This window comes from Pinisolibacter aquiterrae (assembly GCF_019160155.1).
Classification (GTDB): Bacteria; Pseudomonadota; Alphaproteobacteria; order Rhizobiales; family Ancalomicrobiaceae; genus Pinisolibacter; species Pinisolibacter aquiterrae.
The window spans coordinates 589,829-616,340 of record NZ_JAFNIH010000019.1 but is presented as its reverse complement, the minus strand read 5'-3'; the positions used below and the strand labels follow the sequence as shown (position 1 = coordinate 616,340).

26 protein-coding genes are annotated in these 26,512 nt (G+C 69.6%); 15 read left to right on the top strand and 11 right to left on the bottom strand.

The features are described 5' to 3' along the window. The first annotated feature begins 83 nt into the window (after positions 1–83). The 7 genes from J3S89_RS07150 (at position 84) to J3S89_RS07120 (ending at position 11,839) form a co-directional block, all read left to right on the top strand. Positions 84–851, top strand: a complete 768-nt coding sequence (locus J3S89_RS07150; protein ID WP_217926775.1) for an IclR family transcriptional regulator — start codon at positions 84–86, stop codon at positions 849–851. Between the two features lie 347 nt (positions 852–1,198). Further along, a complete protein-coding gene (locus J3S89_RS07145) occupies positions 1,199–3,172 on the top strand; it encodes a sigma-54-dependent Fis family transcriptional regulator (RefSeq protein ID WP_217926774.1) in 1,974 nt (657 codons plus the stop codon). A gap of 249 nt (positions 3,173–3,421) precedes the next feature. Then, positions 3,422–5,569 (top strand): hydantoinase/oxoprolinase family protein, encoded by a 2,148-nt coding sequence (locus J3S89_RS07140; protein WP_338019816.1) that lies wholly within the window; start codon positions 3,422–3,424, stop codon positions 5,567–5,569. Between the two features lie 14 nt (positions 5,570–5,583). After that, entirely contained in the window at positions 5,584–7,917 is a 2,334-nt protein-coding gene (locus J3S89_RS07135; RefSeq protein WP_217926773.1) for a hydantoinase B/oxoprolinase family protein, read from the top strand. Positions 7,918–7,959: 42 nt separating this feature from the next. Beyond that, positions 7,960–8,463, top strand: coding sequence for an acetone carboxylase subunit gamma (locus J3S89_RS07130; RefSeq protein WP_217926772.1), 504 nt, complete (start codon positions 7,960–7,962; stop codon positions 8,461–8,463). 124 nt (positions 8,464–8,587) lie between these two features. Then, positions 8,588–9,139 (top strand): TMEM165/GDT1 family protein, encoded by a 552-nt coding sequence (locus tag J3S89_RS07125; protein ID WP_217926771.1) that lies wholly within the window; start codon positions 8,588–8,590, stop codon positions 9,137–9,139. A gap of 234 nt (positions 9,140–9,373) precedes the next feature. Continuing rightward, entirely contained in the window at positions 9,374–11,839 is a 2,466-nt protein-coding gene (locus J3S89_RS07120; RefSeq protein ID WP_230489246.1) for an ATP-binding protein, read from the top strand. A gap of 79 nt (positions 11,840–11,918) precedes the next feature. On the opposite strand, the gene J3S89_RS07115 is transcribed toward J3S89_RS07120, so the two are convergent. The 5 genes from J3S89_RS07115 to J3S89_RS07095 all read right to left on the bottom strand — a co-directional run bounded on the left by J3S89_RS07115 (position 11,919) and on the right by J3S89_RS07095 (position 16,171). Next, the gene (locus J3S89_RS07115; protein ID WP_217926769.1) at positions 11,919–12,623 is read right to left on the bottom strand and encodes an SH3 domain-containing protein; all 705 of its coding nucleotides are present in this window, start codon (positions 12,621–12,623) and stop codon (positions 11,919–11,921) included. Between the two features lie 123 nt (positions 12,624–12,746). Then, positions 12,747–13,451, bottom strand: a complete 705-nt coding sequence (locus J3S89_RS07110; RefSeq protein WP_217926768.1) for an ABC transporter ATP-binding protein — start codon at positions 13,449–13,451, stop codon at positions 12,747–12,749. After that, on the bottom strand, positions 13,448–14,611 hold the full coding sequence (locus J3S89_RS07105) for an ABC transporter permease (RefSeq protein ID WP_217926767.1): 1,164 nt from the start codon (positions 14,609–14,611) through the stop codon (positions 13,448–13,450). Before J3S89_RS07105 ends, J3S89_RS07110 begins: the two co-directional genes overlap by 4 nt. Further along, a complete protein-coding gene (locus J3S89_RS07100; RefSeq protein WP_217926766.1) occupies positions 14,608–15,831 on the bottom strand; it encodes an efflux RND transporter periplasmic adaptor subunit in 1,224 nt (407 codons plus the stop codon). Before J3S89_RS07100 ends, J3S89_RS07105 begins: the two co-directional genes overlap by 4 nt. Before the next feature lie 67 nt (positions 15,832–15,898). After that, positions 15,899–16,171 carry a cysteine rich repeat-containing protein gene (locus J3S89_RS07095; protein ID WP_217926765.1) on the bottom strand — a complete coding sequence of 91 codons (273 nt, stop codon included), beginning with the start codon at positions 16,169–16,171 and terminating at the stop codon, positions 15,899–15,901. A gap of 195 nt (positions 16,172–16,366) precedes the next feature. On the opposite strand from J3S89_RS07095, the gene J3S89_RS07090 reads away from it, so the two are divergent. Both J3S89_RS07090 and J3S89_RS07085 read left to right on the top strand, forming a co-directional pair. Further along, positions 16,367–17,083, top strand: coding sequence for a response regulator (locus tag J3S89_RS07090; protein ID WP_217926764.1), 717 nt, complete (start codon positions 16,367–16,369; stop codon positions 17,081–17,083). Continuing rightward, a complete protein-coding gene (locus J3S89_RS07085; RefSeq protein ID WP_217926763.1) occupies positions 17,083–18,456 on the top strand; it encodes a sensor histidine kinase in 1,374 nt (457 codons plus the stop codon). Before J3S89_RS07090 ends, J3S89_RS07085 begins: the two co-directional genes overlap by 1 nt. Before the next feature lie 43 nt (positions 18,457–18,499). Here J3S89_RS07085 and J3S89_RS07080 read toward each other — a convergent pair whose 3' ends face one another. From J3S89_RS07080 to J3S89_RS07070, 3 genes are all read right to left on the bottom strand, one after another. Beyond that, the gene (locus J3S89_RS07080; RefSeq protein ID WP_217926762.1) at positions 18,500–19,558 is read right to left on the bottom strand and encodes a zinc-binding metallopeptidase family protein; all 1,059 of its coding nucleotides are present in this window, start codon (positions 19,556–19,558) and stop codon (positions 18,500–18,502) included. 190 nt (positions 19,559–19,748) lie between these two features. Further along, positions 19,749–20,057: a glycine zipper domain-containing protein gene (locus tag J3S89_RS07075; protein WP_230489240.1), complete on the bottom strand. Its 309-nt coding sequence runs from the start codon at positions 20,055–20,057 to the stop codon at positions 19,749–19,751. 243 nt (positions 20,058–20,300) lie between these two features. Further along, positions 20,301–20,798: a Dps family protein gene (locus J3S89_RS07070; RefSeq protein ID WP_217926761.1), complete on the bottom strand. Its 498-nt coding sequence runs from the start codon at positions 20,796–20,798 to the stop codon at positions 20,301–20,303. A gap of 245 nt (positions 20,799–21,043) precedes the next feature. Between J3S89_RS07070 and J3S89_RS07065 the strand changes: the two genes are divergently transcribed. The 6 genes from J3S89_RS07065 (at position 21,044) to J3S89_RS07040 (ending at position 24,945) form a co-directional block, all read left to right on the top strand. Beyond that, on the top strand, positions 21,044–21,208 hold the full coding sequence (locus tag J3S89_RS07065; RefSeq protein ID WP_217926760.1) for a DUF1328 domain-containing protein: 165 nt from the start codon (positions 21,044–21,046) through the stop codon (positions 21,206–21,208). A gap of 115 nt (positions 21,209–21,323) precedes the next feature. After that, a complete protein-coding gene (locus J3S89_RS07060; protein WP_217926759.1) occupies positions 21,324–21,506 on the top strand; it encodes a hypothetical protein in 183 nt (60 codons plus the stop codon). An 8-nt stretch (positions 21,507–21,514) separates the two neighbouring features. After that, positions 21,515–21,919: a low affinity iron permease family protein gene (locus J3S89_RS07055; protein WP_217926758.1), complete on the top strand. Its 405-nt coding sequence runs from the start codon at positions 21,515–21,517 to the stop codon at positions 21,917–21,919. Continuing rightward, positions 21,916–23,424 (top strand): sensor histidine kinase, encoded by a 1,509-nt coding sequence (locus tag J3S89_RS07050; protein ID WP_217926757.1) that lies wholly within the window; start codon positions 21,916–21,918, stop codon positions 23,422–23,424. The genes J3S89_RS07055 and J3S89_RS07050 overlap by 4 nt, the downstream gene beginning before the upstream one ends. Before the next feature lie 29 nt (positions 23,425–23,453). Next, a complete protein-coding gene (locus tag J3S89_RS07045; RefSeq protein WP_217926846.1) occupies positions 23,454–23,867 on the top strand; it encodes a response regulator in 414 nt (137 codons plus the stop codon). Positions 23,868–23,898: 31 nt separating this feature from the next. After that, a complete protein-coding gene (locus J3S89_RS07040; RefSeq protein WP_217926845.1) occupies positions 23,899–24,945 on the top strand; it encodes a sensor histidine kinase in 1,047 nt (348 codons plus the stop codon). Positions 24,946–25,197: 252 nt separating this feature from the next. On the opposite strand, the gene J3S89_RS07035 is transcribed toward J3S89_RS07040, so the two are convergent. From J3S89_RS07035 to J3S89_RS07025, 3 genes are all read right to left on the bottom strand, one after another. Further along, positions 25,198–25,461, bottom strand: a complete 264-nt coding sequence (locus J3S89_RS07035; RefSeq protein ID WP_217926756.1) for a hypothetical protein — start codon at positions 25,459–25,461, stop codon at positions 25,198–25,200. A 98-nt stretch (positions 25,462–25,559) separates the two neighbouring features. After that, complete coding sequence (locus tag J3S89_RS07030; protein WP_217926755.1) at positions 25,560–25,952, bottom strand: hypothetical protein; 393 nt, start codon at positions 25,950–25,952, stop codon at positions 25,560–25,562. Further along, positions 25,949–26,338: a hypothetical protein gene (locus J3S89_RS07025; protein WP_217926754.1), complete on the bottom strand. Its 390-nt coding sequence runs from the start codon at positions 26,336–26,338 to the stop codon at positions 25,949–25,951. Before J3S89_RS07025 ends, J3S89_RS07030 begins: the two co-directional genes overlap by 4 nt. Positions 26,339–26,512: the final 174 nt, after the last annotated feature.

Sequence of the window (26,512 nt, the reverse complement as noted above, 5' to 3'; positions counted from 1 at the left end):
GTATTACGATAAAGAAAATTATATTGTGCAGTGAAGAGGTCGTCAAGTATGACGGCGCACTTTCTCTTTGGGGGACGCCTGGGATGGGCAAAGAGAGCACGCTGTTCGTGAAGTCGCTGGAGAAGGCCTTTCAGCTTCTGGAAGCCTTCGAGAAGAGCGGCGACGGTGGGCGCCTGTCGCATACGGAGATGCGTGAATTGACCGGCATGGACGCCAGCACCGTCCAGCGCATGTCCTATACTCTGGTGCAGCTCGGCTATCTGGAGCGGGGGCAGAACCGCACCTACATGCTCGGCAAGAAGTTTCTGCACTTCACTTTCGAGTATCTGCGCCATTCGACGACGATTCAGCGGGCGAGCCCGATCCTCATGGATCTCCAGGAGGAGACCGGCGAGCGCATCGACCTCAGTCTCTTCGAGGATCTGGAGATCGTCTATGCGCTGAGACGTCAGACCAAGCGGCAGACCTTCTTCGCGACCCTCACCGGGCGGCGCGTGCCCTCCTTCGCCTCCTCGGGCGGGCGAGCGGTGATGGGGCACCTGCCGGAGGACGTCGTCGACGACATCCTCGATCGATCGAACCGGATCGCCATCACCCCGAAGACGGTCACCTCCAAGCCGGAGATCCTGGCGGCGATCCGGGAATCGCGCGAGCTCGGCTACGCCCTGTGCATCGAGCAGATGATGCTGGGCGAGATCGTGCTCGCGAGCCCGATCTTCGACGAGAAGAACGTGCCGATCGGCGCGGTCCACATCGCCGGCTCGCTGTCGGAATGGGAGCCGGAGGCGTTCCGCAAGATCCACGCGCCGCTGGCGATTTCCTCGGCGCGCACGATCTCCTCCAAGTCGTGAGGGCGAGGGACGCGGGCGCCGCAGAGGGGGCCCGCCCGTCCGAAGATCCATGTGGTGGCGGGGGCGTCTCGGCGCTCGGCCGTGGCGATCCCGCGCGCCTTTCGCGGTGGGGACGGGGGCGTCGGGATCCCCTCGGCCGGCCGCCGCCATTGACAATTCGAAGGATCTCAAAGTATCGCTGAGGAAGAGATCGCTCGAAGACTTCCCGGAGGCCTTCGCGAGGTGACATGACAGTCGCCCGAACGATCGACGACAAGAAGAGTGCCGCGCATCGCACGAGGGGTTCGACACCCGTCGTCGAGGAAGCGGCGACGAAACATCCACCAAGGATGTTCGGGGAGGAAGGCATGGCACGGCTGCCGAGGACGCAGCCGCTCTCCGCCGGTGGCGAGGGAGTGGTGCGGCGTGCCTGGGAACGCTTCCTGTCCGGCGACGGTGTTCCGCGCGATGCCGTCCGCCGGATGGTCGAGGATTCCTGGCGGCGATGCCTCGACCACGGCGTCGACCCGATCCGCCGCGCGGCGCCGCTGGCGGTTTCCGACGAGGAGATCCACGGCCTCTTGAACCGGCAGGCGGACCTCGTCGAGGCGGCGCGGCCGGTGATGGCGCAGGCCCGGGAATTCCTCTCCGAATCCGGAACCATGATGATCCTGACCGACCCGCAGGGGGTGATCCTGTCGGTCGAGGGCGATCCCGCCGCCAAGGATCACGGACGCTCGGTGCATCTGATGCCGGGCGCGCTGTGGACCGAGGGAGTGAGCGGCACCAACGCCATCGGCACCGCGCTCGCCTCGGGCAAGCCGGCGCAGATCTGCGCCGCCGAGCATTTCTGCGAGGGCATCAAGCAGTGGACCTGCTCGGCGAGCATCATCCGTGATCCCTACGACGGGACGGTGGTGGGCGTCCTCGACGTCTCCGGCCTCTCCGGTCACCACAATTCCCACTGTCTCGCCCTGGTCGTCACCGGCGCCGGGCGGATCGAGACCCGGCTGGCGGCGCTCGAGATGGAGAAGCGCACGCGCCTCCTCGACGTCACGCTGAGCGGTCCGCGACGGTGGGGGGACGGCGGCCTGGTGGTCTTCGATCGGCGCGGCCGGATGGTGCGCGCCAACGAGGGCGCCAGCCTGTTCCTCGAGACGATCGGGCTCGATCTCGGCGTCTGCGGCGCGTTGCGGCTGCCGCCGGACGGCGGGGCGGCCGGCCTCGACGGGCGGACGCTGCCGGATTGGCTGCGGCCCGACTGGATCGAGCCGGTGATCGATCGCGACGAACGGCTCGGCACGGTGCTGGCGCTGCCGATGTCCGGACCCTCCGTCCGCGTCGCCGTCGCTCCGCGCGAGACGGCGAAGGAGACCGCCAACATCGTCGGCCACAGCGCGGTGATGGAACAGGTGAAGTCGCGGGCGCTGCAACTGGCCAAGCTCACCGTGCCGACCCTTCTGCTCGGGCCGACCGGGTCGGGCAAGGAGGTGCTGGCGCGGGCGCTGCACGATGCCGGACCGCAGGCGAAGGGCCCCTTCGTGCCGCTCAACTGCGGCTGCATGACCCGCGACCTCCTGGCGAGCGAACTCTTCGGCTATGCCGAGGGCGCCTTCACCGGGGCGCGGCGCGGCGGCATGGTCGGCAAGTTCGAGGCCGCCGACGGCGGCACGCTGTTCCTCGACGAAATCGGGGAGATGCCGCTCGATCTCCAGGCCCATCTGCTGCGCGTGTTGGAGGACGGCGCCGTCTATCGGCTCGGCGAGAACCGGCCGCGCAAGGTCCGGGTCCGGGTCGTCGCGGCGACCAATCGCGATCTGCGCGCCGAGGTCGCCGAGGGCCGCTTCCGCATGGACCTCTACTACCGGCTCGCCGTCACGGTGCTGCGGCTGCCGCGGCTGGACGAGCGGCGCGAGGACATCCCCCTGCTGGTGCAGCATTTCCTCGACCAGGGCATGCGCCGCTTCGGCACCGCGCGCAAACTCCCGACGCATGATCTGATGGATCTGCTGACGGCCCACCCCTGGCCCGGCAACGTTCGCGAGTTGCGCAACGTGGTCGAGGGCATGCTGCTGCTGTCGCAGAGCGACACACTCACCCGCGCCGATCTGCCGCCCGACTTCGTCGTGCCGGCGGCGCGCCCGGCCGCCGCCGCCGCGCCGGCCCCCTCGCGCCGGCCGGCCGACGAACGCGCCGTGCTCTTCGCCGCGATCGCGGCCGAGGACGGCAACCTCACCCGCACCGCCCGCCGGCTCGGCATCGCCAAGAGCACGCTCTACGAGAAGCTCAAGCGGCACGGCATCGATCGCGGCGCCATCGAGACGCTCGGCTCGGCCGACTGATCCTCCCCCGCCTCCGTCTCATCCGCCTTCGTCGCGCCGTTCGGCGGGCGTCCGGCCGACCGTCCGGCGGCGTCTGTTGCGGACGCGAACCGGACGTTCCTCGGACGCGAAGGCGATCCCGCCCCATCCCGAAAAACCCTTATTCGCCAGAGGCGGCACGCCCCAGGTGAAGTTGGTACGGCCCTTGCGGATCTCTTCGGCGACGGGGGGACCGCCTCCGTCGACGAAAAAAGACGAACGGAGGAAACAGTGGGACACCAGCACATCCCCGTCCAGGTGATGGGCATCGACGCCGGCGGCACGATGACCGACACCTTCTTCGTGCGGGCCGACGGACGTTTCGTCGTCGGCAAGGCGCAGTCGAACCCGGGCGACGAGTCGCTCGCCATCTTCAACTCCTCGGTGGACGCTCTCGCCCACTGGAACCGTGGCGTCGACGACGTCTATCCGGAGCTCGTCACCTGCGTCTATTCCGGCACCGCGATGCTCAACCGCATCCTGATGCGCAAGGGGCTCGACGTCGGTCTGATCTGCAACAAGGGCTTCGAGCAGATCCATTCGATGGGCCGGGCGCTGCAGAGCTATCTCGGCTACGCGCTCGAGGACCGCATCCACCTCAACACCCACCGCTACGACGAACCGCTGGTGCCGGTCTCCCGCACGCGCGGCGTCACCGAGCGCACCGACGTGCAGGGCAAGATCGCGATCCCCCTGCGCGAGGAGGAGGTGCGCCAGGCCGTCCGCGATCTCGTCGCCCTGGGCTCGCAGGCGATCGTGATCTGCCTGCTCCAGTCGCACAAGAACGAGACCAACGAGCAGCGCGCCCGCGACGTCGCGCGCGAGGAACTCGCCGCCCTCGGCAGCGACATCCCGGTCTTCGCCTCGGTCGACTACTACCCGTCGCGCAAGGAAAGCCACCGGATGAACACCACCATCCTGGAGGCCTACGGCGCCGAACCGTCGCGTCAGACGCTGAAGAAGGTGTCCGATCGCTTCAAGGACCATGGCGCCAAGTTCGATCTGCGCGTCATGGCGACCCATGGCGGCACCATCTCCTGGAAGGCCAAGGAACTCGCCCGCACCATCGTCTCCGGTCCGATCGGCGGCGTCATCGGCTCGAAACTGCTCGGTGAGGCGCTCGGTCACGAGAACGTCGCCTGTTCCGACATCGGCGGCACCTCCTTCGACGTGGCGCTGATCACCAAGGGCAGCTTCGCCATCAAGTCGGATCCCGACATGGCCCGCCTCGTCCTGTCGCTGCCGCTGGTGGCGATGGACTCGGTCGGCGCCGGCGCCGGCTCCTTCGTGCGTCTCGACCCCTATTCGAAGTCGATCAAGCTCGGTCCGGATTCGGCCGGCTACCGGGTCGGCACCTGCTGGCCGGAGAGCGGTCTCGACACGGTCTCGGTCTCCGACTGCCACGTCGTGCTCGGCTATCTCAACCCCGACAACTTCCTCGGCGGGGCGATCAAGCTCGACGTCGACCGGGCGCGCCGACACATCAAGGAGCAGATCGCCGATCCGCTCGGCCTCTCGGTCGAGGACGCGGCCGCCGGCGTCATCGAGCTGCTCGATCTGACGCTGTCGGAATATCTGCGCGCCAACATCTCCGCCAAGGGCTACAACCCGGCCGACTTCACCTGCTTCTCCTATGGTGGCGCCGGTCCGGTCCACACCTATGGATACACGGAAGGCGTCGGCTTCAAGGACGTGGTGGTGCCCGCCTGGGCTGCCGGCTTCTCGGCCTTCGGCTGCGCCTGCGCCGACTTCGAATATCGCTACGACAAGTCGGTCGACCTCGGTGTGGCGCAGGTCGCCACCGAGGAGGCCAAGGCGGCGGCCTGCGCGACGCTGCAGGACGCATGGTCGGAACTGGCGCTGAAGGTGATCGACGAGTTCGTCATCAACGGCTTCCGGCCCGAGGACGTGCTGCTGATCCCCGGCTACAAGATGCAGTACATGGGCCAGCTCAACGATCTCGAGATCGTCTCGCCGGTCGCCACCGCCGCCACCGCCGCCGATTGGAACGCGATCGTCGAGGCCTTCGAGACCACCTACGGCCGCGTCTACGCCTCCTCGGCCCGCTCGCCCGAGCTCGGCTTCTCGATCACCGGCGCGATCCTGCGCGGCACCGTCGTCACTCAGAAGCCGGTTCTGCCGGAGGACGTCGACGCCGGTCCGATCCCGCCGGAGGGGGCGCGCCTCGGTCATCGGCCGTTCTACCGCCACAAGAAATGGGTCGACGCCACCCTCTGGAAGATGGAGGCGCTCAAGGCCGGCAACCACATCGTCGGCCCGGCGATCATCGAATCCGACGCGACGACCTTCGTCGTTCCCGACGGTTTTGAGACCTTCGTCGACAAGCATCGCCTGTTCCACCTCAAAGAAGTGAAGTGAAGGGAGCCCGACCCATGAACCAGAGCACCATGCACAAGGGGATCGGTGGCGCGCCCTTCGCCGATCTGTTGAAGAACGGCCAGACGCTGAAGGAATTCCGCGACGGCATCATCGAGCGGACCAAGAAGACCGGCTTCTACGACGGCCGCGAGACGCTGGAGCTGCGCGACAGCGACCCGATCGGCTACGAGAAGCTGTTCTCCAAGCTGCGCGGCGGCCTCGTCCACGCCCGCGAGACGGCGAAGAAGATCGCCGCGAGCCCGATCGTCGAGCAGGAGGGCGAGCTCTGCTTCACCCTCTACAACGCCGCCGGCGACTGCGTCCTGACCTCGACCGGCATCATCATCCACGTCGGCACCATGGGTGCGGCGATCAAATACATGATCGAGAACGACTGGGAGACCAACCCGGGCATCAATCCGGGCGACATGTTCACCACCAACGACTGCGCCATCGGCAACGTCCACCCCTGCGACATCGCCACGATCGTGCCGATCTTCTGGGAGGGTCGGCTGATCGGCTGGGTGGGCGGCGTCACCCACGTCATCGACACCGGCGCGGTGACGCCCGGCTCGATGTCGACCGGCCAGGTGCAGCGCTTCGGCGACGGCTACATGATCACCTGCCGCAAGACCGGCGTGAACGACACGCCGCTGCGCGACTGGCTGCACGAGAGCCAGCGCTCGGTGCGCACGCCCAAGTACTGGATCCTCGACGAGCGCACGCGCATCGCCGGCTGCCACATGATCCGTGATCTCGTCGAGGAGGTGATCCGCGCCGACGGCATCGAGGCCTACGAGAAGTTCGCCTTCGAGGTCATCGAGGAGGGCCGCCGGGGTCTGATGAGCCGCATCAAGGCGATGACCCTGCCCGGCAAGTACCGCAAGGTCTCCTTCGTCGACGTGCCCTACAAGCACGACGACGTCCAGGTCTCCTCCGCCTTCGCCAAGCTCGACAGCATCATGCACTCGCCGTGCGAGATGACGATCCGCAAGGACGGCAGCTGGAAGCTCGACTTCGAGGGCGCGAGCCGTTGGGGCTGGCACACGTTCAACGCCCATCAGGTGGCCTTCACCTCGGGCATCTGGGTGATGATGTGCCAGACGCTGGTTCCGACCCAGCGCATCAACGACGGCGCCTATTTCGCCACCGACTTCCGTCTGCCCAAGGGCACCTGGTGCAATCCGGACGACCGGCGCACCGGCCATGCCTATGCCTGGCACTTCCTGGTGTCCGGTTGGGCGGCGCTGTGGCGTGGTCTCGGCCAAGCCTATTTCAGCCGCGGCTATCTGGAGGAGGTCAACGCCGGCAACGCCAACACCTCCAACTGGCTGCAGGGCGGTGGCATCAACCAGGACGGCGAGATCCACGCCGTCAATTCGTTCGAGGCCTCGTCGTGCGGCACCGGCGCCTGCGCCGTCAAGGACGGGCTCAACCATGCCGCCGCCATCTGGAACCCGGAAGGCGACATGGGCGACATCGAGATCTGGGAGATGGCCGAGCCGCTCCTCTATCTCGGGCGCAACGTCAAGACCAACTCCGGCGGCTACGGCAAGTATCGCGGCGGTTGCGGGTTCGAGACGCTGCGCATGGTCTGGAACGCCCAGGACTGGACCATGTTCTTCATGGGCAACGGCTTCATGAACTCCGACTGGGGCATGATGGGCGGTTACCCCTCGGCGACCGGCTATCGTTTCGAGGCCCACGACACGGGGCTGAAGGAACGCATCGCCATCGGCGACAGCCTGCCGCTCGGCGGCGATCTCGATCCGACGCATCCGGACTACGAGCGTCATCTCGACGCCACCGCCCGCATCAAGCGCGACAAGCAGTGCATCACCACGGAGGACTGCTACGACAACTACGATCTCTATCTGAACTACCTGCGGGGCGGCCCCGGCTTCGGCGATCCGATCGATCGCGACCCGAAGGCGATCGAAGCCGACCTCAACGGCAAGTTCCTGCTGCCCGGCTATGCCGCCAAGGTCTACGGCGCGGTCTTCACCGAGACCGACGGCGTCTTCACCGTCGACGCGGCCGCGACCGCCCTGCGTCGGGCCGAGATCCGCAAGGAACGTCTCGCCCGCGCGGTGCCGACCCGCAACTGGATGAAGGAGGAACGGGCCCGCATCCTCGACAAGCACGCCTCGGTGCAGGTCAAGCACATGTTCGCCACCTCCTTCGCCCTCTCGGAGAAGTTCACCGCCGAATTCAAGACCTTCTGGGATCTGCCGGCGGACTGGACGCTCACCGAGGACGAACTCGACGTGCCGACCTACGGCTCGAAGCACCGCATGGACCTGTCGCTCATGCCCGACGTCAGGACCGTCGTTCAGGTCGAAGAGTGACGCCGACCGACACGCACGAACCAAACGTCAGGAGGAAATCCCATGTCGTCCTACACCAACGAGCAAGTCTCTCATCTGATCGACGGCACTCTCGACTGGGAGACCATGTTCCGCATGCTCTCCATGCCGAAGGACCACGATCGCTTCGCGCAATACGTCGCCGCCCTGCAGAGCAAGGTGAAGTTCAAGGACAAGATCGTCCTGCCGCTCGGCCCCCATCTCCACATCGTCCAGAAGGCCGATACGAAGGCGTGGGTGACCATGTGCGACTGCGGTCACGACTTCGGCGACTACCGCGAGAACTGGAAGCTGAACGCGGTGGTCTACGTTCGCGACACCGAGGAAGCGATGGTCGACGTCTATCCCAAGCTGATGGCGCCGGACACCAACTGGCAGGTCTATCGCGAATACTACTGCCCGAAGTGCGGCGCGATGCACGACGTCGAAGCGCCGACGCCGTGGTACCCGGTGATCCACGACTTCGAACCGGACATCGAGGCCTTCTATCGCGACTGGGTGAACCTGCCCGTCCCTGAACGGGCCTGATCCGCGCCCTCGCGACGTCGCCGCCGGCTCCTCCCGCCGGCGGCGATGCCGCGCCGGTTCACCCCCCCGGGCGACGTTCCCGCCGCGACCGTGACGGCCCGATGTGGAGCCTTGGAAGACGCCGATGGATGCGACGATCACATCCGCCGCCGTGGTGGCGCTCGCCGAGACCGGCGACAAGACGCAAATCCTCTCGATGGTTCTCGCCGGGCGTTGGCGCCGGCCGGGGCCGATCCTCCTCGGGATTCTGGTGGCGACGCTCGCCAATCACCTGCCGGCCGCGCTGGTCGGCGTCGAGATCGCCTCGGCCTTTTCTCCGGAGATCTTTCGCCGGGTGACGGCGGCCTCGTTCCTGGTCATGGCCGTCTGGATCCTGATCCCCGACCGGCTGGACGCCGACGACGATCGGCCGCCGAGGGGCGGCGTCTTCGTGGCGACCGTGCTCGCCTTCTTTCTCGCCGAGATGGGCGACAAGACGCAGTTGGCCACCGTCGCGCTCGGCTCGCGCTTCGGCGACGTGGCCGGTGTCACCGCCGGGACGACGATCGGCATGATGCTGGCGAACGTGCCGGCGGTTCTTCTCGGCGGGGCCCTGATGCGCCGTCTCGACGGACGCCACGTGCGGCCGCTCACCGCCGCCGTCTTCGTCGGCCTCGCCGTCGCGACGCTCGTCTGAGGCGGCGCAGAGCCGGGGCGGTCCGTCGTCGTCGAGCGGGGCGGAAAAAGCGGGGTGCTTAAACTTTTAAATTCTCTTTTCGAAATAAATCCATTCCGGTCCGGCATTCTTCCGCCTCGATGGAAGAGGATGCCGTCGATGCGTTCCGTCGAGACCGAGACTGATGACGCTCGGGCGCCTGGAGATTTCTCCAAGGCGGTGCTTCGTCTTTCGACGTTTCTCACGTTGCTCGTAGTGGTTCTGGTGTGGGGTGGCGTCTACGCCTATCTCGACATGGATCGGAAGTGGACGGTCGACGCGGCGATCGCGAAGACGACCAACATCGCTCGCGTCTTCGACGAATACGTCTCGAACACGATCAAGAGCATCGACAAGAACCTCATCTTTCTGCGCCACGCGCGCGAGAGCGAACCGACGGACTTCGATCTGCCGGCGTGGACGACGAATTCGTATTTCCTGCGCGACACGACCGTCCAGATGGCTCTGATCGGCGCCGACGGGGTCCTCGTCTCGACCAACGTCGACCGCCGCGCCACGCACATGGACCTGTCCGACCGAGAGCATTTCCGCGTCCATGCCGAGCGCGCCGGCGACGAACTCTTCGTCTCCAAGCCGGTTCTGGGCCGCGCCACCGGGAAATGGACGATCCAGCTCACCCGGCGCGTCTCCAATCCCGACGGGTCGTTCGGGGGCGTGCTGGTCGCTTCGCTCGATCCCTACAACCTCTCCAACTTCTTCGACCGCATCGATCTCGGCAAGAACGGCGCCATCACGCTGATCGGCGACGACGGCGTCATCCGCGCGCGCGGCGGGCTCGATCGCGAGACTCTCGGCCGGTCGATCGTCGGGACGCCGCTGCATCGCGCCATGCAGGGTTCGGTGGAAGGTCTCTATCGCGGGGAGGGGCCGGTCGGCGCCGGCGAACGGATGATCGCCTTCCGCCACTTGAAGGATTTTCCGCTGTTCGTGAGCGTGGCCGAGGACGAGGCGGAAGTGCTCGCGCCGCATCTCGAGAAGCGGCGCTGGCTCGTCTGGTCGGCCCTGGGCGTGAGCATCGCCGTGGCCGCGCTGATGGTCATCGGCATCGGCCACGAAGTGCGGTTGATCCGGGCGACGCGCGGGCGGCTCGCCGACGGACGGCGGATCGCGCGCAAGTCTCAGGAACTCGAGGCGACGCTCGCTCGGGTCGGCCAGGGGATCGTCATGTACGACGGCGACGGGCGGCTGCGGGTGATCAACCGGCGCGCGGTGGTCCTTCTGGATCTGGCGACGGCGCCGCAGGTCGGCGAGCCGTTTCCCGATCACCTCGTCCGCCTCTTCGCGCTCGACATTCGCGAGGACGACACGCGCGACGACCAGATCGCCGGGCGCGACGTCGAAATCTCCACCACGGAGATGCCCGACGGCGGGATGCTCGTCACCCTGACCGACATTTCCATCCATCGGCGCAACGCGGCGGTTCTCGCCGAGGCGCGCGATCGGGCGGAGGCCGCCACGCGCGCCCGCACGGCGTTCCTGGCGACGATGAGCCACGAATTGCGGACGCCGCTCAACGGCGTCGTCGGAACGATCGGCCTGCTCGAGCAGGAGGACGACGCCGAAGAGCGGGCCCTCTATCTGCGGACGATGCGCCGATCCGCGGAACATCTCCTGCAGATCATCGACGACATCCTCGACATCACCAAGCTCGAGGCCGACCGGGTCGGGTTCGAGCGGCGGCCGTTCGAGGTCGCGGCGCTGGTTCGAACCGCGACCGATCTGGTCGCGCCGCGGGCGCAGGAGAAGGGGCTGACGATCGAGGTCGATCTCGACGCGGCGGTGCCGGCGGTTCTGTCGGGCGACGCCGGACGTCTGCGTCAGGTCCTGGTCAATCTCCTCGGCAACGCGGTGAAGTTCACGGAAGCGGGCACCGTCGCCGTCCGTGTCGATCTCGAGAGCGAGTGTCTCTTCTCCGACGTCGCCGCTCTGCGGATCCGCGTCGAGGACACCGGCATCGGGATCGCCGAGGAGGATCTCGGCCATCTCTTCGTGAAATTCTCGCAGCTCGACGGGTCGATCACGCGCCGCTTCGGCGGCACCGGCCTCGGTCTGGCGATCTCGCGGGAGCTCGTCGAGAAGATGGGCGGACGCATCGACGTCGCCAGCCGTCTCGGGGAAGGTTCGACGTTCACCGTCGTCGTCCCCCTGGAGATCGCGGCGGCGGACGCGCCGGAGGGCGCAGTCGTCTCGGTACCGGCCGCCGAGGCGTCGCCGGTCGGGGGGATCGGGCTCGACGTTCTCCTCGCCGAGGACAATCCGACCAACACGCTCGTCGCGACCCGGTTGCTCGAGAAGATGGGACATCGCGTGGTCGCCGTCGCGGATGGCCGCGCGGCGGTCGAGGCTCTCGCGGTCGGTCGCTTCGACCTCGTCCTGATGGACATGATGATGCCGGTGATGGACGGATTGACGGCGACGCGGCTCATCCGGTCCGGCGATCGCGCGACGGCGGAGATCCCGATCGTCGCCTTGACCGCGAACGCCTTGGCGGAGGACCGCGACGCGGCGCTCGCCGCCGGCGCGGATGCGTTCGTCACCAAGCCGGTGACGGTCGAAAAGCTCCTCTCCGCGCTCGTCGCGGCGATGAGGACGTCGGCGCATGCCGATGCCGGCGCCGTCGGTTCGACGGCGCATCCGCATCCGGTCGAAGCCTCCGGCTGACGGTCTCGCGGGTGGCGCCGGGCGGGCGCGCCCCCCGAGGGGCGGCGCCCGTCCGCGATCGTCGGGGCTACCGGCAGCCTCAGTGGCGGAAGGCGCGCGAGCGTTCCATCGTGCCGCCGTGCGGCCCCGTGCGCATCACCGAACAGGACCGATCCGGGCCGCTGCAGGTCCGCGTCCGGTCGAGGGTGCCGCCGCGCGGGCCGGTGGTCTCGCGGGTGGCGGTGCAGCTTCCGTCGGCGCAGGTGCGGGTCTGGGCGGTCGAACCGCCGCGCCAGCCGGTGGCGGCGCTGGTGCCGGTGCAGCTTCCGTCGGCGCATTCGACGGCGCGCGTGTGCGAGGTCACCCGGCCGCCGTAGACCGGCCCCGGCACGGGTCCCGGGATCGGCCCCGGCGCGTAGGTCGCCCAGCGGCGATACCAGGGGTAGGTCGCGTAATGGCTGTCCCAATAGACCTTGCCGAAGGTCACCACGCCGATGCCGACGGTGGTGGCGACGGCCGGCGTCAGCACCACCGTCGCGCCCGCCCGCGAGACGAGGATCCAGCGCGCCGACATCCAGCCGCGCACCGGCCCGATCCCGACGTCGCACCAACCGTAGTCGGCGAGACAGCCGTGGGTGACGATCGCCGTCCCGGCCGGCACCACGGTGACCACGGGATAGCCGGTCGACGGGCCGGCGCGCAGATTGACCGTGCCGACGGTGACGGCGGGCGCGGCGGCGAGCGTCGCGGTGGGGAGGGCGAGGGCGAGAACGAGCGCGCCGGCCGCGAGAAGGCGTCTTATCATGAGTTGGTTCCTCGTCTTGTGACCGGCGCGGGAACGGCCGGTCCTGGCGCCGATCCTGCGTCGCGTGCTTTGCGCGAGGATCTCGGCTCCGTGGCATTTCGTTTCGATCCGTGTCGGTGCGTTTCAGCCGCCGCGTCCGCGTTCGTCGACGATGCGGCCGTCGATCAGCTCGATGGTCCGATCGAAATGGTCGGCCGCCCGCAGATCGTGGGTGACCACGACGATCGCCGCGCCGCGCTCGTCGGCGATGCGGCGGAAGAGGCCGATCACCTGGCGGCCTCGGCGTCCATCGAGGGCGGCGGTCGGCTCGTCGACGAGGAGCAGCGCCGGATCGTTGGCGAGCGCGCGGGCGATCGCGACCCGTTGTTGCTCGCCGCCGGAGAGCCGCGTCGGCAGATTGCCGACGCGCGAACCGAGCCCCAGCCCGTCGAGGAGACGTTCGGCATGGCGCCGGGCGTCGCGGGGCGGCACGTCGTCGATCTCCATCGCCAGGGCGACGTTCTCGCCCGCCGTCAGGAACGGGATGAGATTGGCCTTCTGAAAGACGAAGCCGATGTTGCGGCGACGGAAGTCGCGCAGCCGATCGAGATCGGCGCCGGGGTCGGAGACGCGCGCGCCGTGAAACCGCACGTCGCCGGCCGAGGGCGGCTCGAGCAGACCGGCGATCAGCAGGAGCGTGCTCTTGCCCGAACCGCTCGGCCCGACGACGGCGACCAGTTCGCCGGCGTGGACCTCGAAGGAGACGCCGTCGAGCGCCGTCACCACCGTGTCGCCGCTCGCGTAGCGGCGCGTCGCGTCTCGCACCGCGAGGACCGGCCCGCCGTTCACGACAGCACCTCCTGCGCGCGGACCCGCAGGGCGCGCGAGATGCCGAGCAGCCCGGCGAGACCGCACACCACGCCGACCACCAGCGACAGCAGCGTGAAGTCGAGCGGAGCGATGATCACCCGGCGTGGAAAATGCGGAAACACCAGCATCGACATGAGGAGGCCGAGACCGAGGGCGCCGGCGCCGATCAGATAGGACTGCTCGAGGATCATCGCGACGATCACCCGATTGCGCGCGCCGATCAGCTTCAGCATGGCGATCTGATGCAGCTTCTCCAGGGTCAGCATGTAGATGATCAGCGAGATCACGATCGACATCACCACCATGAGGACCCCCGTGAAGGCGAGGATCTGCAGGCGCAGACGCCACAGCCGTTGATCGAGCAGCAGCGAGCGCTGGTCGGCGCGCGACAGCACGGCGACGTCGCCCCAGGCGAGAAGACGCGATCGGACCTCGGTCTCGTCGGCGCCCGGGGAGAGGGTGAGGAGAATCGCCGAGATCTTGCCGTCCTGCGGAACCGAGCTGCCGGTCGGCGCCGCCGCCGTGGTCGCGCCGGCCGCGGCGCGGGCGAGCAGGATCTCCTCGGCGCTGCGCGTCCGGGCGATGGCCGAGACGTCGGCCACGGTGAGGAACATCAATCCGTCGCCGCTCGCGTCGACCATGCCGCGCGTGGTGCCGACCACCGTGTAGTCGTCGTGGGCGAGGGCGAACCGATCGCCGAGCCGCAGACCGATGCTCTCGTCGGCGATCGCCTCGAAATGGCCGGCGGCGAGCGTGCGCCCCGAGGCGAGCGTCAACCAGTCGCCGCGATCGGTCGGGGCGTCGAGCCCGGTGATCGCGGCGCGCAGCTCGCGGCCCTCGAACGAGAATTGCCGGCTGATCTGAGCGAACCGGCGCACCGAGCCGACGCCGGGGACGCCCGCGCAGCGCCGGTCGACATCGGCGGAGATCGCCGAACTCTCCGAGAAGGGACCGGCGCGGCCGCCCTGGACGACCCAGAGATCGGCGCCGATGCGGTCGACGATCAGGAGCGCGTCGCCGACGATGCCGCGATAGAGGCCGATCATGCCGGTCGCCGCCATGACCAGGAAGCCGACCCCGATCATCGTCAGGAAGAAGCGCAGGAAACCGTGGCGGACGTCGGCGAGGGCGAGGTTCATCGGCGCTCGTCCCCGGCCGTGACGCGCATGCCCGGGTGGAGCGACCGCGGCTCGGTCAGCACCACGTCGCCGGCGGCGAGCCCCTTCACGACTTCGATCCGATCGCCGCCGATCGCGCCGATCTCGACCGCCCGGCGCCACGCCCGGCCGTCGACGTCGACCCAGACGACGGGCGCGCCGTCGCGCCGATCGATCGCGCCGATCGGAACCGCGAGCACGTCGCGCCGGATCTCGACCGTGATCGTGGCGACGGCGCGTCGGCCGATCGCCCAATCGGGCGGGAGAGCGACGGGTCTCAGATCGGCGGTGAACTCTCGCGTCTCGGTGTCGACCCGGCGGGCGACGCGCAAGACCTCGGCCGCGATCGCCCGCCCGCCGGCGGGTCGGATCGTCGCCGTCTGGCCCGGGGCGAGGCGGGCGATCGCGCTCTCGTCGAGACGGGCGGTGAAGACGATCGAGGCGGGGTCGACGATCTCGACGATCTCGGTGCTCGGACCGACGGTGTCGCCGATCCAACGGCCGCGCGAGATCACGACCCCGTCCATGGGCGCGCGGATGATCGCCTCGCCGAGCCTGACGCTCCGCTGTTCGGCGGCGGCGTCGGCGGCGGCGGCCTGAGCGATCGCCTGATCGACCGCCGCCTTCGCCCGGGCGAGATCGGCGGCGGCCTGTCGATGGGTCGAGGAAGCCGCGTCCCGGGCCGCCTCGGTGGTGACGCCCTTCACGAACAGGGCGTCCTGCCGGTCGAGAGTGGCGAGGGCATTGGCGAGGGCCGCCTCCGACCGGGCTTCCTCGGCGCGGGCGACGGAGACCGCCTCGCGGGCGGACCGGCCGGTGGCCCGCGCCGAGTCCAGGTCCCGCCTCAGATCGTCGGCGTCGAGGGTGGCGATCACGCGGCCCCGGGTCACCACGTCGTCGCGGTCGACCGCCATCGTCGCGACGACGCCGGTCAGACGCGAGGCGATCGAACTGCGGCGGGTGGCGTCGAGGGTCGCCGGTCCGGAGAGATCGATCGCGAGATCGCCCGGCATCACCACCACGCGCGCCGCCGCTCGCGGCACCAGCCATCGATCGCCCGCCCAGGCCAGCGCGAGGAGGCCGGCCATCAGGGGGAGGAGGACGATCCGAGACGCGCCACGGTTCGGCCGCGAAGGGGGGCGCGGTACGAAGGTCGGCGTCTCCTCGGCCGGACGCTGGGCCGGGGCGTCCGTCCGGCGCATCGAGGGGTCGTTCGACGTCCCCGAGCCGGCCGGCCCCGCGAGCGGCGACGAGAGAACACTCATCCCGTCACTGCCGGCGGATCGCGTCGAAGGCGGCGCGACAGTCGGCGCTCAACGCCTCCCGCCGGGTGTCGAGACAGGCGGCGATGCGCCCGCCGCCGGGCTGCACGCCCTCGCAATATTTGCGAATGTCGGTACGGCACGCGGCGCCGACGGCCCGGATCTGGCGCTGCATCTCCGGCGAGAGCGTCTGAGCGCGCGCGGGGCCGGTGGCGAGGAGACCGGCGACGGCGAGAGCGACGGCGGTCGCGGCGATGGGAGGGCGGCGGATCGGGGCCATGGGAAGACCTTTCCTTCGGTCGGAGGGGCGTCGACAGGGGGGAGGTCGACGGGAGGCCTCAGACTGGGGGCGCCGCGTATCGCCAGGATGGACGAGATCCTTCGAAATGTTGGATTTCGTCGCCCAATGTAGCGATTTGTAACGAGGCGGACTCCGGCCTTGAAACGGCCGGCGCGCTGAACGACCCTTCGCTCCATGAACACGAACCCACGCAAAATCCTCGTCGTCGACGACGATCCCGAGATCGCGCGGCTCGTCGGCGCGCTCCTGGCGCGCGAGGGGTGGACGGTCGAGACCGTGCAGGACGGCCGTGAGCTCGACGACGCGCTGCACCGCGCCCGGCCCGATCTGATCGTGCTCGATCTGATGCTGCCGGGCGAGGACGGGCTGTCGATCTGTCGCCGCCTCCGCGCCGAGGCGACGATCCCGATCCTGATGCTGACCGCCAAGAGCGACGAGACCGACTGCGTCGTCGGCCTCGAGATCGGGGCGGACGACTATCTCGCCAAGCCCTTCTCACCGCGCGTCCTGGTCGCCCGCATTCGTGCCCTGCTGCGCCGCGCCGAGGTCCGGCCGTCCCGTCCGGTGTCGCGCCGCTACGCGTTCGACCGTTTCGTGGTCGATCTCGACGCGCGTCTGGTCACCGACGACACCGGCGAGCATGTCGCGCTGACCAGCGCGGAGTTCGATCTCCTCGCCTGTTTCGTCCTCCATCCCCGCCGGGTGCTGTCGCGCGACCAGATCCTCGACTGGACCCATGGCCGCAGCGCCGATCCCTTCGACCGGACCGTCGACATCACCGTGTCGCGGCTGCGCAAGAAGTTCGAGACGCTCGATCCCGACAATCGGCTGATCGGCACGATCCGTAACGGCGGTTATCTCCTGACCGCCCCCGTCCGCATGGTGCCGTGATGGTGCGTCTCGGCCTCACCACCCGCCTCGTGGCCATCGGCGTCGCCCTCCTGCTGACGCTGTGGATCGCGCTGGTCGCCGCCTATTATCGCTCGAACGGGCTCGACCGCGCCGCCACGCGCCCGCCGGTGACCCAGATCCGCGCCATCGCCGATGCTCTCTCGGCGGCGGCGCCGGGCACCCGCGACGAGCTCCTCGAGGCGATCTCCTCGTCGATCCTGAGCGCGACGCTCGAGCCGCCGCGGGCCGCCGCCACCGTGCCGGAGACCGACGAGCCGGAGATCGGGGACGACCTGCGCGACGCGGCGGATTTCGTCGAATACACCGCGCTGATCGGGGATCGTCTCTTGTCGATCCATCGGCTCGGCCGGCCGCGTCAGACCTTCGGGCCGTCGTCGTTGTTCGCCTCGGCGATCGGTGCGCTGCGGTTTCGTCTGCGCCTCGCCGACGGCGCGATCCTGCGTCTCGACACGCGCACGCCCTTCGTCGTCACCCTCTTCGGCCTGCCGGCCGGCGTCGGCGCCGGGCTCTTCGGGACGATCTTCGCGCTGGCCGCCCTGGTGCTCCTGCATCGCGAGATCCGGCCGTTGACGGCGCTCGCCGCCGCCGTCGACCGTATCGATCCGACCGGCACTCCGGTCGCGCTGCCGGCGATCTCGGTGCGCGCGCCCGAGACCGTCACCCTCCTGACCGCCTTCGAGCGCATGCAGACGCGCCTCCAGGCGCTGATCGCCGGCCGTTTCGCCCTGATCGGAGGGGTTCAGCACGACGTCCGCTCCTTCGCCACGCGGCTGCGGCTGCGCGTCGAGCACATCGCCGATCCGAGCGAGCGCGACAAGGCGATCGCCGACATCGACGACATGATCGGCCTTCTCGACAATGCGCTCCTCACCGCCCGCGCCGGGGTCGGCCGGCTCGACCAGGAACTCGTCGATCTCGCCGCGCTGATCCGCCAGGAGGTGGCCGATCTCGGCGCCTCCGGCGGGCCGATCCGCCTCGGCGTCGCGCCGCCCGCGTCGCGGGAGCTGCCGGTCCTCCTCGATCGCACCGCCTTCCGCCGCATCGTCGCCAATCTGGTCGACAACGCGGTGAAGTTCGGCCGAGAGGCGACGGTGGATCTCGAGGAGCGCCAGGGCCGGGCGATCGTCTCGGTGAGCGACGCCGGCAGCGGCATCGCGCCGGAGGCCGCCGCTCTCCTGTTCGAGCCCTTCGTGCGCGGCGAACCCTCACGGGCGCGTCGCACCGGCGGCGCCGGGCTCGGCCTCGCGGTGGTGCGCACGCTGGTCGAGGCCCAGGACGGGACCATCGAGATCGGCCGATCCGAGGCCGGTGGCGCGCGCGTCGTCCTGAGCTTTCCGCTCTTCGCCGCGTGAGGGCGTCTCGCCGGCGACCGGCGGGAGACCGGGGAGCGGCGCCTCACCCGAACGGGATCAGGCCGTGGACGAAGGCGAGCTTCGCCTCGATCGTCGGGGTGGAGACGAAGGGGTAGACGTCGCGCTGACCGAGGGAGCGGTTGATGGCGTTGAGGGCGACCGTCAGAGGCGGCCAGGCCGCCGCCAGCGGGCGGAAGTCGGCGACGGCGTAAGGATCGAAGTCGAGCTCGAGCGCCAATTCCCCGCGCACCGAACCGTGTGGGGCGAGCGCCAGGCCGAAGGCGCCGGCGGTCTCCAGCGTGTCGACCATGTGCATGTGATGGGCCCAGGTCTCGGCGAAGTCCTCCCAGGGGTGGCTCGAGGCATAGGCGCTGACGAAGCGCTGGGCCCAATCGGGCGGCGGGCCCTGGTCGTAATGGCGGGCGAGCGCGGTGCCGTAGTCGAGACGCTCGTCGCCGAAGACGGCGCGAAAGGCCTCGAGACGACCGCCGTCGCGGACGAGGCGATCCCACCAGAAGTGCCCGATCTCGTGACGGAAATGGCCGAGCAGCGTGCGATAGGGCTCGCCGAGGTCGGTGCGTCGGCGCTCGCGTTCGGCGTCGTCGGCCTCCTTGACCGCGATCGTGATCACGCCCTCGGCGTGGCCGGTCAGGACCGGCACGACGGTGCCGTCGGCGGCGATCTCGTCGGCGAGAAAATCGAAGGCGAGGCCCGAGACCGGATCCTCGAGCCGGGTCGGGGCGGCGAGCCGCCAGCGCAGGAGCGAATAGAAGAGGTGGCGTTCGTCGCGGGTGATGCGGCGAAAGGCGGCGAGGTTCTCCGGCACGTCGAGGGCGGGGATGGTGCGGTTGTGGCGGCAGGCCGGGCAGAGCTCGCCGGCCCGCTCGATTGGCAGAAGCCAGTTGCAGGCGTCGTGCGCGGCATTGGCGCAATAGGCGAAATCGCGGCCGAGCGTGGGGAAATGGAAGGCCTCGCCCGAGGGTTCCAGCGCGGTCATGGCGAAGGCGTCGGGGCGCCAGCCGAGGTGCCGGTGGCAGACGACGCAGGCGGCATTGTCGAAATGGACGGTGTTGTCGCAGGCGTCGCACCGAAAGAGACGCATCGTCGATCCTCCTCGAGACGACGGCCGAACGACACGGACGCCGCCTCCGATCGGTGGCGACGTCCGCGTCGTTCGAGAGACGGCGGTCGGATCAGTACCACGCCTGCGCGCGGGACGAGATCGCCGTTTCACCGGGGACGGCGAGGCGGGGCGCCTGCGGTCGCGCCGAGGGCGGCCCCGGGAGGGACGGTCAGCGCCAGCGGCAGACGCGGCGATGGAGGGTGTCGGACCACCAGCAGGTCTTGCCGCGCGCGTGGCGGGGGCGGGTCGCGTCGGCGATGACGGCGCCGGCGGCGGCACCGGCGACGCCGCCGACCACCGCGCCGCCGCCGGTGCCGGTGGCGATGGCGCCGACCGCCGCGCCGCCGGCGCCGCCGATCAGGGCGCCGTCGAGCATGCGCTGGTCACGCGGGCTGGCGCAGGCGCCGAGCGTGAGGGCGAGCGCGAAGGTGGAGGCGACGGCGAGGCGCCGGGGGGTGATCACGGACGGCAGGGACATGGAGGGAGCCTTTCTCGGAGGATCGATCGGAGGGACGTGGAGAGCGGGCGGGGGCGAGGCCCGCCGCCGCGCGTCTCGGGTCAGCGATAGAGGAGCGCGATCAGGATGATGATCGGGATCGGCACGCCGAGGAGCCAGAGGAGGAGACCGCGAGCCATGGGCGTCTACCTTTTCGGCGAGAGGGGGGCCTTGCCGCGCGGCCCGGGGCGCGCGGCGTCGGGGTCGTCGCGAGGGGAAGGTCGGTCAGTTCGCGAGCATCGCTCGCAACATCCACACTGCCTTCTCGTGGAAGGTCAGGCGCTCGACCAACATGTCGTTGGTGACGATGTCGCCGGCCTCCTCGGCGGTGGCGGCGGCCTCGCGCATCTCGCGGCAGAGCGCCTCGTGGTCGGCGACGAGGTCGGCGAGCAGATCGGCCGCGCTCATCTCGGCCACCTTCGGCTTCTCGGTGCCGATCACCGGCGGCTCGGTCGGATGGCCGAGGGCGCGGATGCGCTCGGCGAGCGTGTCGACGGCGGCGAAGAGGTTCTCGTAGTGCGCCTCGGTCGTCACGTGGATCGGATGGAACAGCGGGCCGACCACGTTCCAGTGATGGATCTGGGTCTTGACCAGCAGACGATAGGTCGCGCCGAGGATCGACTGCAGCGCGGTGGCGGTGCGCGCGCAGGCTTCGGGGTCGAGACCCGTGCCGATCGGCTCGCTTCTGGGCTTCGAGCGTCGAACAGCGGAAACGTTGGCCATGATGTCGTCCTTTCCCGAGCCGCGCGGACGCCGTCGCGCGCGGTTCTTCGTTCCTGGAAGGTGTTCGATTGCCGATGAGGACCGCGCCGGAAGAGCGCTTCCTCCTCATCCTGGAGCGACAACGCTTCTCTCGCCGGTGTGGTTCCGGCCGGATCGCGCTTTTTCACGCGAGACGATTTGTCGTCCGGATCGGAACCGACGAGGGGGCGGCGCGTTGCATGGGAAATTCGAAAGGAGAACCTCCCATGTTGCACTGGTCCCTCGTCTTCCTGGTGGTCGCGCTGATCGCCGCCGTGTTCGGCTTCACCGGCATCGCCGCGACCTCTGCCGGCATCGCCCGCATTCTCTTCGGCGTGTTCCTGATCCTGTTCCTGATCTCGTTCGTGTCGCAGGTGCTGGCCGGCATGTGAGGCGGCGTTCCGCCGCCGCCTTCGTCGTGACATCCGTCCGAACGCGGGAACCGAAACGCCGGTCGCGCGTTCGATCCGAAACCGCTTCGGCGGTCTCGACCTCGGGAGGTCCGCCATGAGCCTATTCTTCGCCATCGTCGACGCCGGCCCCGATGCGGCGCGTCGCACGATCGATCTCGTCTCCGGCGGGGCGATCGGCGGCGTCTTCTGGGGTAGTCTCTACGCAAGGACCTTCGGGAACCCGTCGCTCGCCGCCGCGCGCCGGCCGGCCGATCCGCTCGAACCGGCGCGCATGTGAGGTCCGCCATGGCGAAGGATACGAAACCCACCTCGCTCTTCGGCCGCTTCGCCGGCCGGATGGCGACGCTTTCCGGGCGCCCCGCGGCCTTCGTCGCCGCCTGCGCGGTGATCGTCGTCTGGGCGTTCACCGGGCCGCTCTTCGGCTGGTCGGACACCTGGCAGCTCGTCGTCAACACCGGCACCACCATCGTCACCTTCCTGATGGTGTTCGTCATTCAGAACGCGCAGAACCGCGATGGGATGGCGATCCAGGTGAAACTCGACGAACTCATCCACGCGACGCGCGAGGCGCGCGATCGTCTGGTCGGCATCGAGGATCTCGACGACACGGTGGTCGAGCGCTTGAAACGCGAAATCGAACGGACCGCGTCGGCGTCCGGCGAGACGCGATCCCCGGGGGTGCCCGCGTGACGAGAGCCTTCTGGCGGTCCTTCGCCGGTTACAACGCCCTTCTCCTGTCGGTCGGCGCGGTGGCCCTGTTCACCATCGTGTCGGCCGCCTTCGTCTATTCCGGCCGCGCCCAGCGGGAGGCGGACGAGGCCCTGCGCGCCGCGCGCGTCGACCGGCTGGTGCTCGAGGTGATCGCCGATCTTCTCGACGCGGAGACGGCGCAGCGCGGCTTCATCATCACCAACACCGAGAGCTATCTCGAACCCTATGCCTCGGCGCTCGTCGACTTCGAGCGCGACGCGGCCGAGCTGCGCCTCAGAGCCTCCGAGATCGACGAGGGCCGGGCGATCCCGGCGGCGGCGGTCGAGGAGATGCTCGGCGAGGGGCGCCGCAAGATGGATCTGGTGAAGTCCAATCTCGCCGAGGTGCGGGCGGGGCGTCTCGACGACACCCGCCTCGTCATCGCCTCCGACCGCGGCAAGGCGATCATGGACGCGGTGCGCACCAAGGGCGCCGCGATCCGCGACATCGCCACGGCGCACCGGATCCGCAGCGCGGCGCGCATGCGCGAGGCCTCGGCGACGCTCACCACGCTGATCACGCTCGGCGTGGCGATGATCGTCGTCCTCGCCATCGGCGCGGCCGCGTTTCTGCGGCGTCACGTGCGTGAACTCGAGGCGACGCGGCGCGATCTGATCGAGGCCAACGAGGATCTGGAGGCGCGGGTCGGTGAACGCACGAAGGGCGTGCTGCGCGCCAACGACGAATTGCAGCGCTACGCCTACATCGTCAGCCACGATCTGCGCGCGCCGCTCGTGAACATCATGGGCTTCACCGCCGAACTCGAGACCGCGACGGCGGCGCTTCGCGCCCATCTCGAACAGGTCGGCGGCGATCGCTCCGATCCCGTCGTCGCGCAGGCCTTCCTGGCGGCCGAGGAGGACATTCCCGAAGCCCTCGGCTTCATCCGCTCGTCGATGCACCGGATGGACGCGCTCATCAACGAGATCCTGAAGCTCTCGCGCGCCGGACGACGCCTGTTGGAGCCGGAGAGCCTCGACGTCCAGGCCCTGGTCGAGGAGTGCATCGCCGCGATCCGCCAGCGCTTCGACGAGGTCGAGGCGGAGGTGACGATCGAGGGGCGGCTGCCGGCGATCGTCTCCGATCGGGCCGGGCTCGAACAGATCTTCACCAACCTCCTCGACAACGCGGCGAAATACCTCGTCGCCGAACGGCCGGGGCGTATCGTGGTGCGCGGCCGGATCGAACGGGCCGACGCGATCTTCGAGGTCGAGGACAACGGGCGCGGCGTGGCGGAGGCGGACCGGGAGCGTATCTTCGAGTTGTTCCGCCGGGCCGGTCCGCAGGATCGGCCCGGCGAGGGGATCGGTCTCGCCCATACTCGCGCCATGGCGCGGCGGTTGGGCGGAGACGTCACGGTCTCGAGCGACGGTGTCGGTGGTACCGTGTTCCGCGTGGTGGTCGCCAAGGATCTGGCGTTGCGTATCCGGAGAGGTGAGACGTGAAGAGAGACCCCAAACCCGTCGTGATCGTGATGATCGAGGACGACGAAGGCCATGCCCGTCTCATCGAGAAGAACATTCGCCGCGCCGGGGTGACCAACGAGATCCTCTCCTTCGCCGACGGCACCTCGGCGCTCGCCCATCTCTTCGGCGCGGACGGATCGGGTGCGTCGTCGGCCGGGCGGTCGCACCTCATCCTCCTCGATCTCAACCTGCCGGACATGACCGGGATCGACATTCTCGCGCGCATCAAGGCGAACGAGCACCTCAGGCGCTCGCCGGTGATCGTGCTCACCACCACCGACGACCAGAGCGAGATCCAGCGCTGCTACGATCTCGGCGCCAACGTCTACATCACCAAGCCGCTCAACTACGAGAGTTTCGCCAACGCGATCCGACAGCTCGGTCTGTTCCTCGCGGTGATGCAGATCCCGGAGGTCGACTGACTTGCCCTATGGCGCGGATCTCGTGGGGCCGATGACGGTCCTGCACGTCGACGACGACCCGGCGCTGGCGACCCTGGTGCGCAAGGCGCTGGCGCGGCGCGGCCATGCGGCGGTGCACGTGGCGACCGGCGCGGAGGCGCTCGACCGGATCGAGGCCGGCGGCATCGACATCGTCGCGCTCGACCATTCGCTCGCCGCCGAGACCGGGCTCGACATCCTGGCGCGGGCCGGGCCGCGCGACCGGCGGCCGCCGATCGTCTACGTCACCGGCTCGGCCGACGCGCGGCTGGCGGTCGACGCGCTGAAGAGCGGCGCCGACGACTACGTCATCAAGGACGTCTCCGGCGAATTCTACGACCTGCTGGTGGCCGCGCTCGAACAGGCGTTCGAACGGTGGCGGCTGAAGAAGGCGCGGGCGGAAGATCAGCGGCTGGTGCGCGAGGCGCGCGATCGGGCCGAGCTGTTGCTGCGCGAGGTCAACCACCGGGTCGCCAATTCGCTCGGCCTGGTCGCGGCGATGGTGCGGATGCAGGCCTCGCTCGTCGACGACGACGAGGCCAAGCGCGCGCTGCAGGAGACGCAGAGCCGGATCTCGGCGGTCGCCGGGGTGCATCGCCATCTCTATTCGTCGGCCGGCGTCGGCGCGGTCGAGATCTCCGAGTATCTCGGCCATCTGCTCGAGGAGTTGCAGACCTCGCTCTCCGGGGCGGGGACCGCGCATCGCGTCGTCCGCGATCTCCGGCCACTGGTCCTGAAGACCGATCTCGCCGTCTCGCTCGGCATCGTCGTCGGCGAGCTCGTCACCAACGCCTTCAAATATGCCTATCCCGAGGGGGTGGACGGGGAGATCCGCGTCGGCGTCGCGGTGGAGGGCGACACGGTCACGGTCTCGGTCGAGGACGACGGGGTCGGCTGGTCGGGAGACGGGCCGGTCAAGGGCACCGGGCTCGGCTCGAAGATCGTCGGCGCCATGTGCCGCACGCTCGAGGCGACGCTCGATTGGCGGCGACGCCCGGTCGGCACCGCCGCCGTCATCCGCTTTCCCGCGCCTTCGCCTTCGCCTTCGCCGTCGCCCTGACGGACGGCAGCACGACGCCGGGGCGGTGGTTCGTGAGGAGAGAGCGGGAGAGGCGAAGGCCCTCGGGCGCGATCGGCGGGTCGGGGACACCGCGGATCGCGAGGCGCGGGGGCGTTCGCCTCTCTGGTCGAGCCGCCGCCAGGGGGGGACGCGGCGGCTCCGTGATCTGCGAGACGTCGGCGAGACGTAGACGTGAGATGGGCGAGACATGGTCGCGAGACGGGCGGGCCGTGCCCGGTCTCGGCTCAGGCCTCAGTCGAGGGCGTCGGCCACCAGGACGAGGCCGGTTGCGGGATCGGTCTTCGGCGCGACGGCCGGGGCGAGGATGCGGCTCGGCTCGCCGCCGGCGGCGGTCTTGATCACCACGCTGCAGGCCTCGGGCGGGCAGGATGCGGGATCGGAGGCGGAGCGCGGGGCGGCGTGGTCGGCGTCGACGGCGAAGGTGGCCGTGGCGGCGGAAGTTCCGAGGAAGAGAGCGGCGCTCAGAAGCGCGATCACGGTCGATTTGGCGGTCATGGGTACCTCCTTGTCGATGGGAAGTGCTTCAAACTTCGGTGGCCACCGAGGAACAACGCCGCGATCGCGGGAGAGTTCCGCGCCGGCGGCGGATTTCTTCAGCGCGCGCGGCGCGCCAGCCAGAAGCCGATGCCGGCGGCGGCGGCGACCCCGGCGAGGCGGGTGTGGCGCAGGGCGAGGGAGAGAGCCGTCGGGGCGAGCGTCGCCACGGCGCTGGTGGCGACCGCGCGGTGCACGTCGCGCCGGGTGCGCGTCACTACCGAGAAGAAGCCGAGGCTCGCCAGGACCGCGATCACGAAGGCGGCGGCGGCGACGATCAGCGCGGCGATCTCCGGCGCGACATGGCGGGCGAGCACGATCTGGGCGGCGCAGGCGAGCGCGCCGATCGCGACCGCGATCGCCAGCGTGGCCGTCGCCGCAGCGACGGCGGCGAGGAGGCCGCGATGGCGCAGGAGCGCGCCGTCGAGCCCGAGGAGGCGGCCGGCGCTCATCGATCGCTGCCCGGCCGGGTCAGGAAGCCGAGGGCGAGGCCGACGCCGGCCGCCACGGCGAGCGCGGCGAAGGGACGCTCGGCGACCCGTTCGGCGACGCGCTCGAGACCGTCGCGGCCGAGGTCGCGGGCGTCCTCGACGAGGGCGCCGACGCGGCGCGCGGTCTCGGTTCCGGTCTCGCCGACGGCCTGCGCGGCGATCTCGACCTTCTCGCCGGTCGCGGCGGCGAAGGCGTCGACGATGCGGCGCATCTCGGCGAGCGCGTCGCGGGCGGAGCCGACGATCGCCTCGGCCTCGTCGGCGACTTTCGCGCCGGCGCCGGAGATGGCCGCGTCGGTCGTCTCGCGGAGGTCGGCGGCGGTCGCGTCACGGAGGGTGCGGGTCATGGTGCGTCCTTTCTCGGGTCTCGGATCGGGGGAGGGGAAGACGGCCGGGGCCGTGGGCGCTCGGGGCGGGGCGATCGCGCCGCGACCGAGCGCGTGGTTCGAGAGGACAACCGCCGAGACGGCGTCCGGTTCCCTCGCCGCCGACGGCCGGGAGACGCGGAACTTTTCCCGGCT

Excerpts from the sequence above, each read along its gene's own strand:
- J3S89_RS07080 (WP_217926762.1), bottom strand. The coding sequence starts at position 19,558 with ATGCGTCTCTTTCGGTGCGACGCCTGCGACAACACCGTCCATTTCGAC.
- J3S89_RS07065 (WP_217926760.1), top strand. The coding sequence starts at position 21,044 with ATGTTGCACTGGTCCCTCGTCTTCCTGGTGGTCGCGCTGATCGCCGCC.
- J3S89_RS07145 (WP_217926774.1), top strand. The coding sequence starts at position 1,199 with ATGGCACGGCTGCCGAGGACGCAGCCGCTCTCCGCCGGTGGCGAGGGA.
- J3S89_RS07045 (WP_217926846.1), top strand. The coding sequence starts at position 23,454 with ATGATCGAGGACGACGAAGGCCATGCCCGTCTCATCGAGAAGAACATT.
- J3S89_RS07060 (WP_217926759.1), top strand. The coding sequence starts at position 21,324 with ATGAGCCTATTCTTCGCCATCGTCGACGCCGGCCCCGATGCGGCGCGT.
- J3S89_RS07025 (WP_217926754.1), bottom strand. The coding sequence starts at position 26,338 with ATGACCCGCACCCTCCGTGACGCGACCGCCGCCGACCTCCGCGAGACG.
- J3S89_RS07105 (WP_217926767.1), bottom strand. The coding sequence starts at position 14,611 with ATGAACCTCGCCCTCGCCGACGTCCGCCACGGTTTCCTGCGCTTCTTC.
- J3S89_RS07035 (WP_217926756.1), bottom strand. The coding sequence starts at position 25,461 with ATGACCGCCAAATCGACCGTGATCGCGCTTCTGAGCGCCGCTCTCTTC.
- J3S89_RS07055 (WP_217926758.1), top strand. The coding sequence starts at position 21,515 with ATGGCGAAGGATACGAAACCCACCTCGCTCTTCGGCCGCTTCGCCGGC.
- J3S89_RS07030 (WP_217926755.1), bottom strand. The coding sequence starts at position 25,952 with ATGAGCGCCGGCCGCCTCCTCGGGCTCGACGGCGCGCTCCTGCGCCAT.
- J3S89_RS07040 (WP_217926845.1), top strand. The coding sequence starts at position 23,899 with ATGACGGTCCTGCACGTCGACGACGACCCGGCGCTGGCGACCCTGGTG.
- J3S89_RS07135 (WP_217926773.1), top strand. The coding sequence starts at position 5,584 with ATGAACCAGAGCACCATGCACAAGGGGATCGGTGGCGCGCCCTTCGCC.
- J3S89_RS07090 (WP_217926764.1), top strand. The coding sequence starts at position 16,367 with ATGAACACGAACCCACGCAAAATCCTCGTCGTCGACGACGATCCCGAG.
- J3S89_RS07095 (WP_217926765.1), bottom strand. The coding sequence starts at position 16,171 with ATGGCCCCGATCCGCCGCCCTCCCATCGCCGCGACCGCCGTCGCTCTC.
- J3S89_RS07130 (WP_217926772.1), top strand. The coding sequence starts at position 7,960 with ATGTCGTCCTACACCAACGAGCAAGTCTCTCATCTGATCGACGGCACT.
- J3S89_RS07070 (WP_217926761.1), bottom strand. The coding sequence starts at position 20,798 with ATGGCCAACGTTTCCGCTGTTCGACGCTCGAAGCCCAGAAGCGAGCCG.
- J3S89_RS07150 (WP_217926775.1), top strand. The coding sequence starts at position 84 with ATGGGCAAAGAGAGCACGCTGTTCGTGAAGTCGCTGGAGAAGGCCTTT.
- J3S89_RS07125 (WP_217926771.1), top strand. The coding sequence starts at position 8,588 with ATGGATGCGACGATCACATCCGCCGCCGTGGTGGCGCTCGCCGAGACC.
- J3S89_RS07075 (WP_230489240.1), bottom strand. The coding sequence starts at position 20,057 with ATGTCCCTGCCGTCCGTGATCACCCCCCGGCGCCTCGCCGTCGCCTCC.
- J3S89_RS07085 (WP_217926763.1), top strand. The coding sequence starts at position 17,083 with ATGGTGCGTCTCGGCCTCACCACCCGCCTCGTGGCCATCGGCGTCGCC.
- J3S89_RS07115 (WP_217926769.1), bottom strand. The coding sequence starts at position 12,623 with ATGATAAGACGCCTTCTCGCGGCCGGCGCGCTCGTTCTCGCCCTCGCC.
- J3S89_RS07100 (WP_217926766.1), bottom strand. The coding sequence starts at position 15,831 with ATGCGCCGGACGGACGCCCCGGCCCAGCGTCCGGCCGAGGAGACGCCG.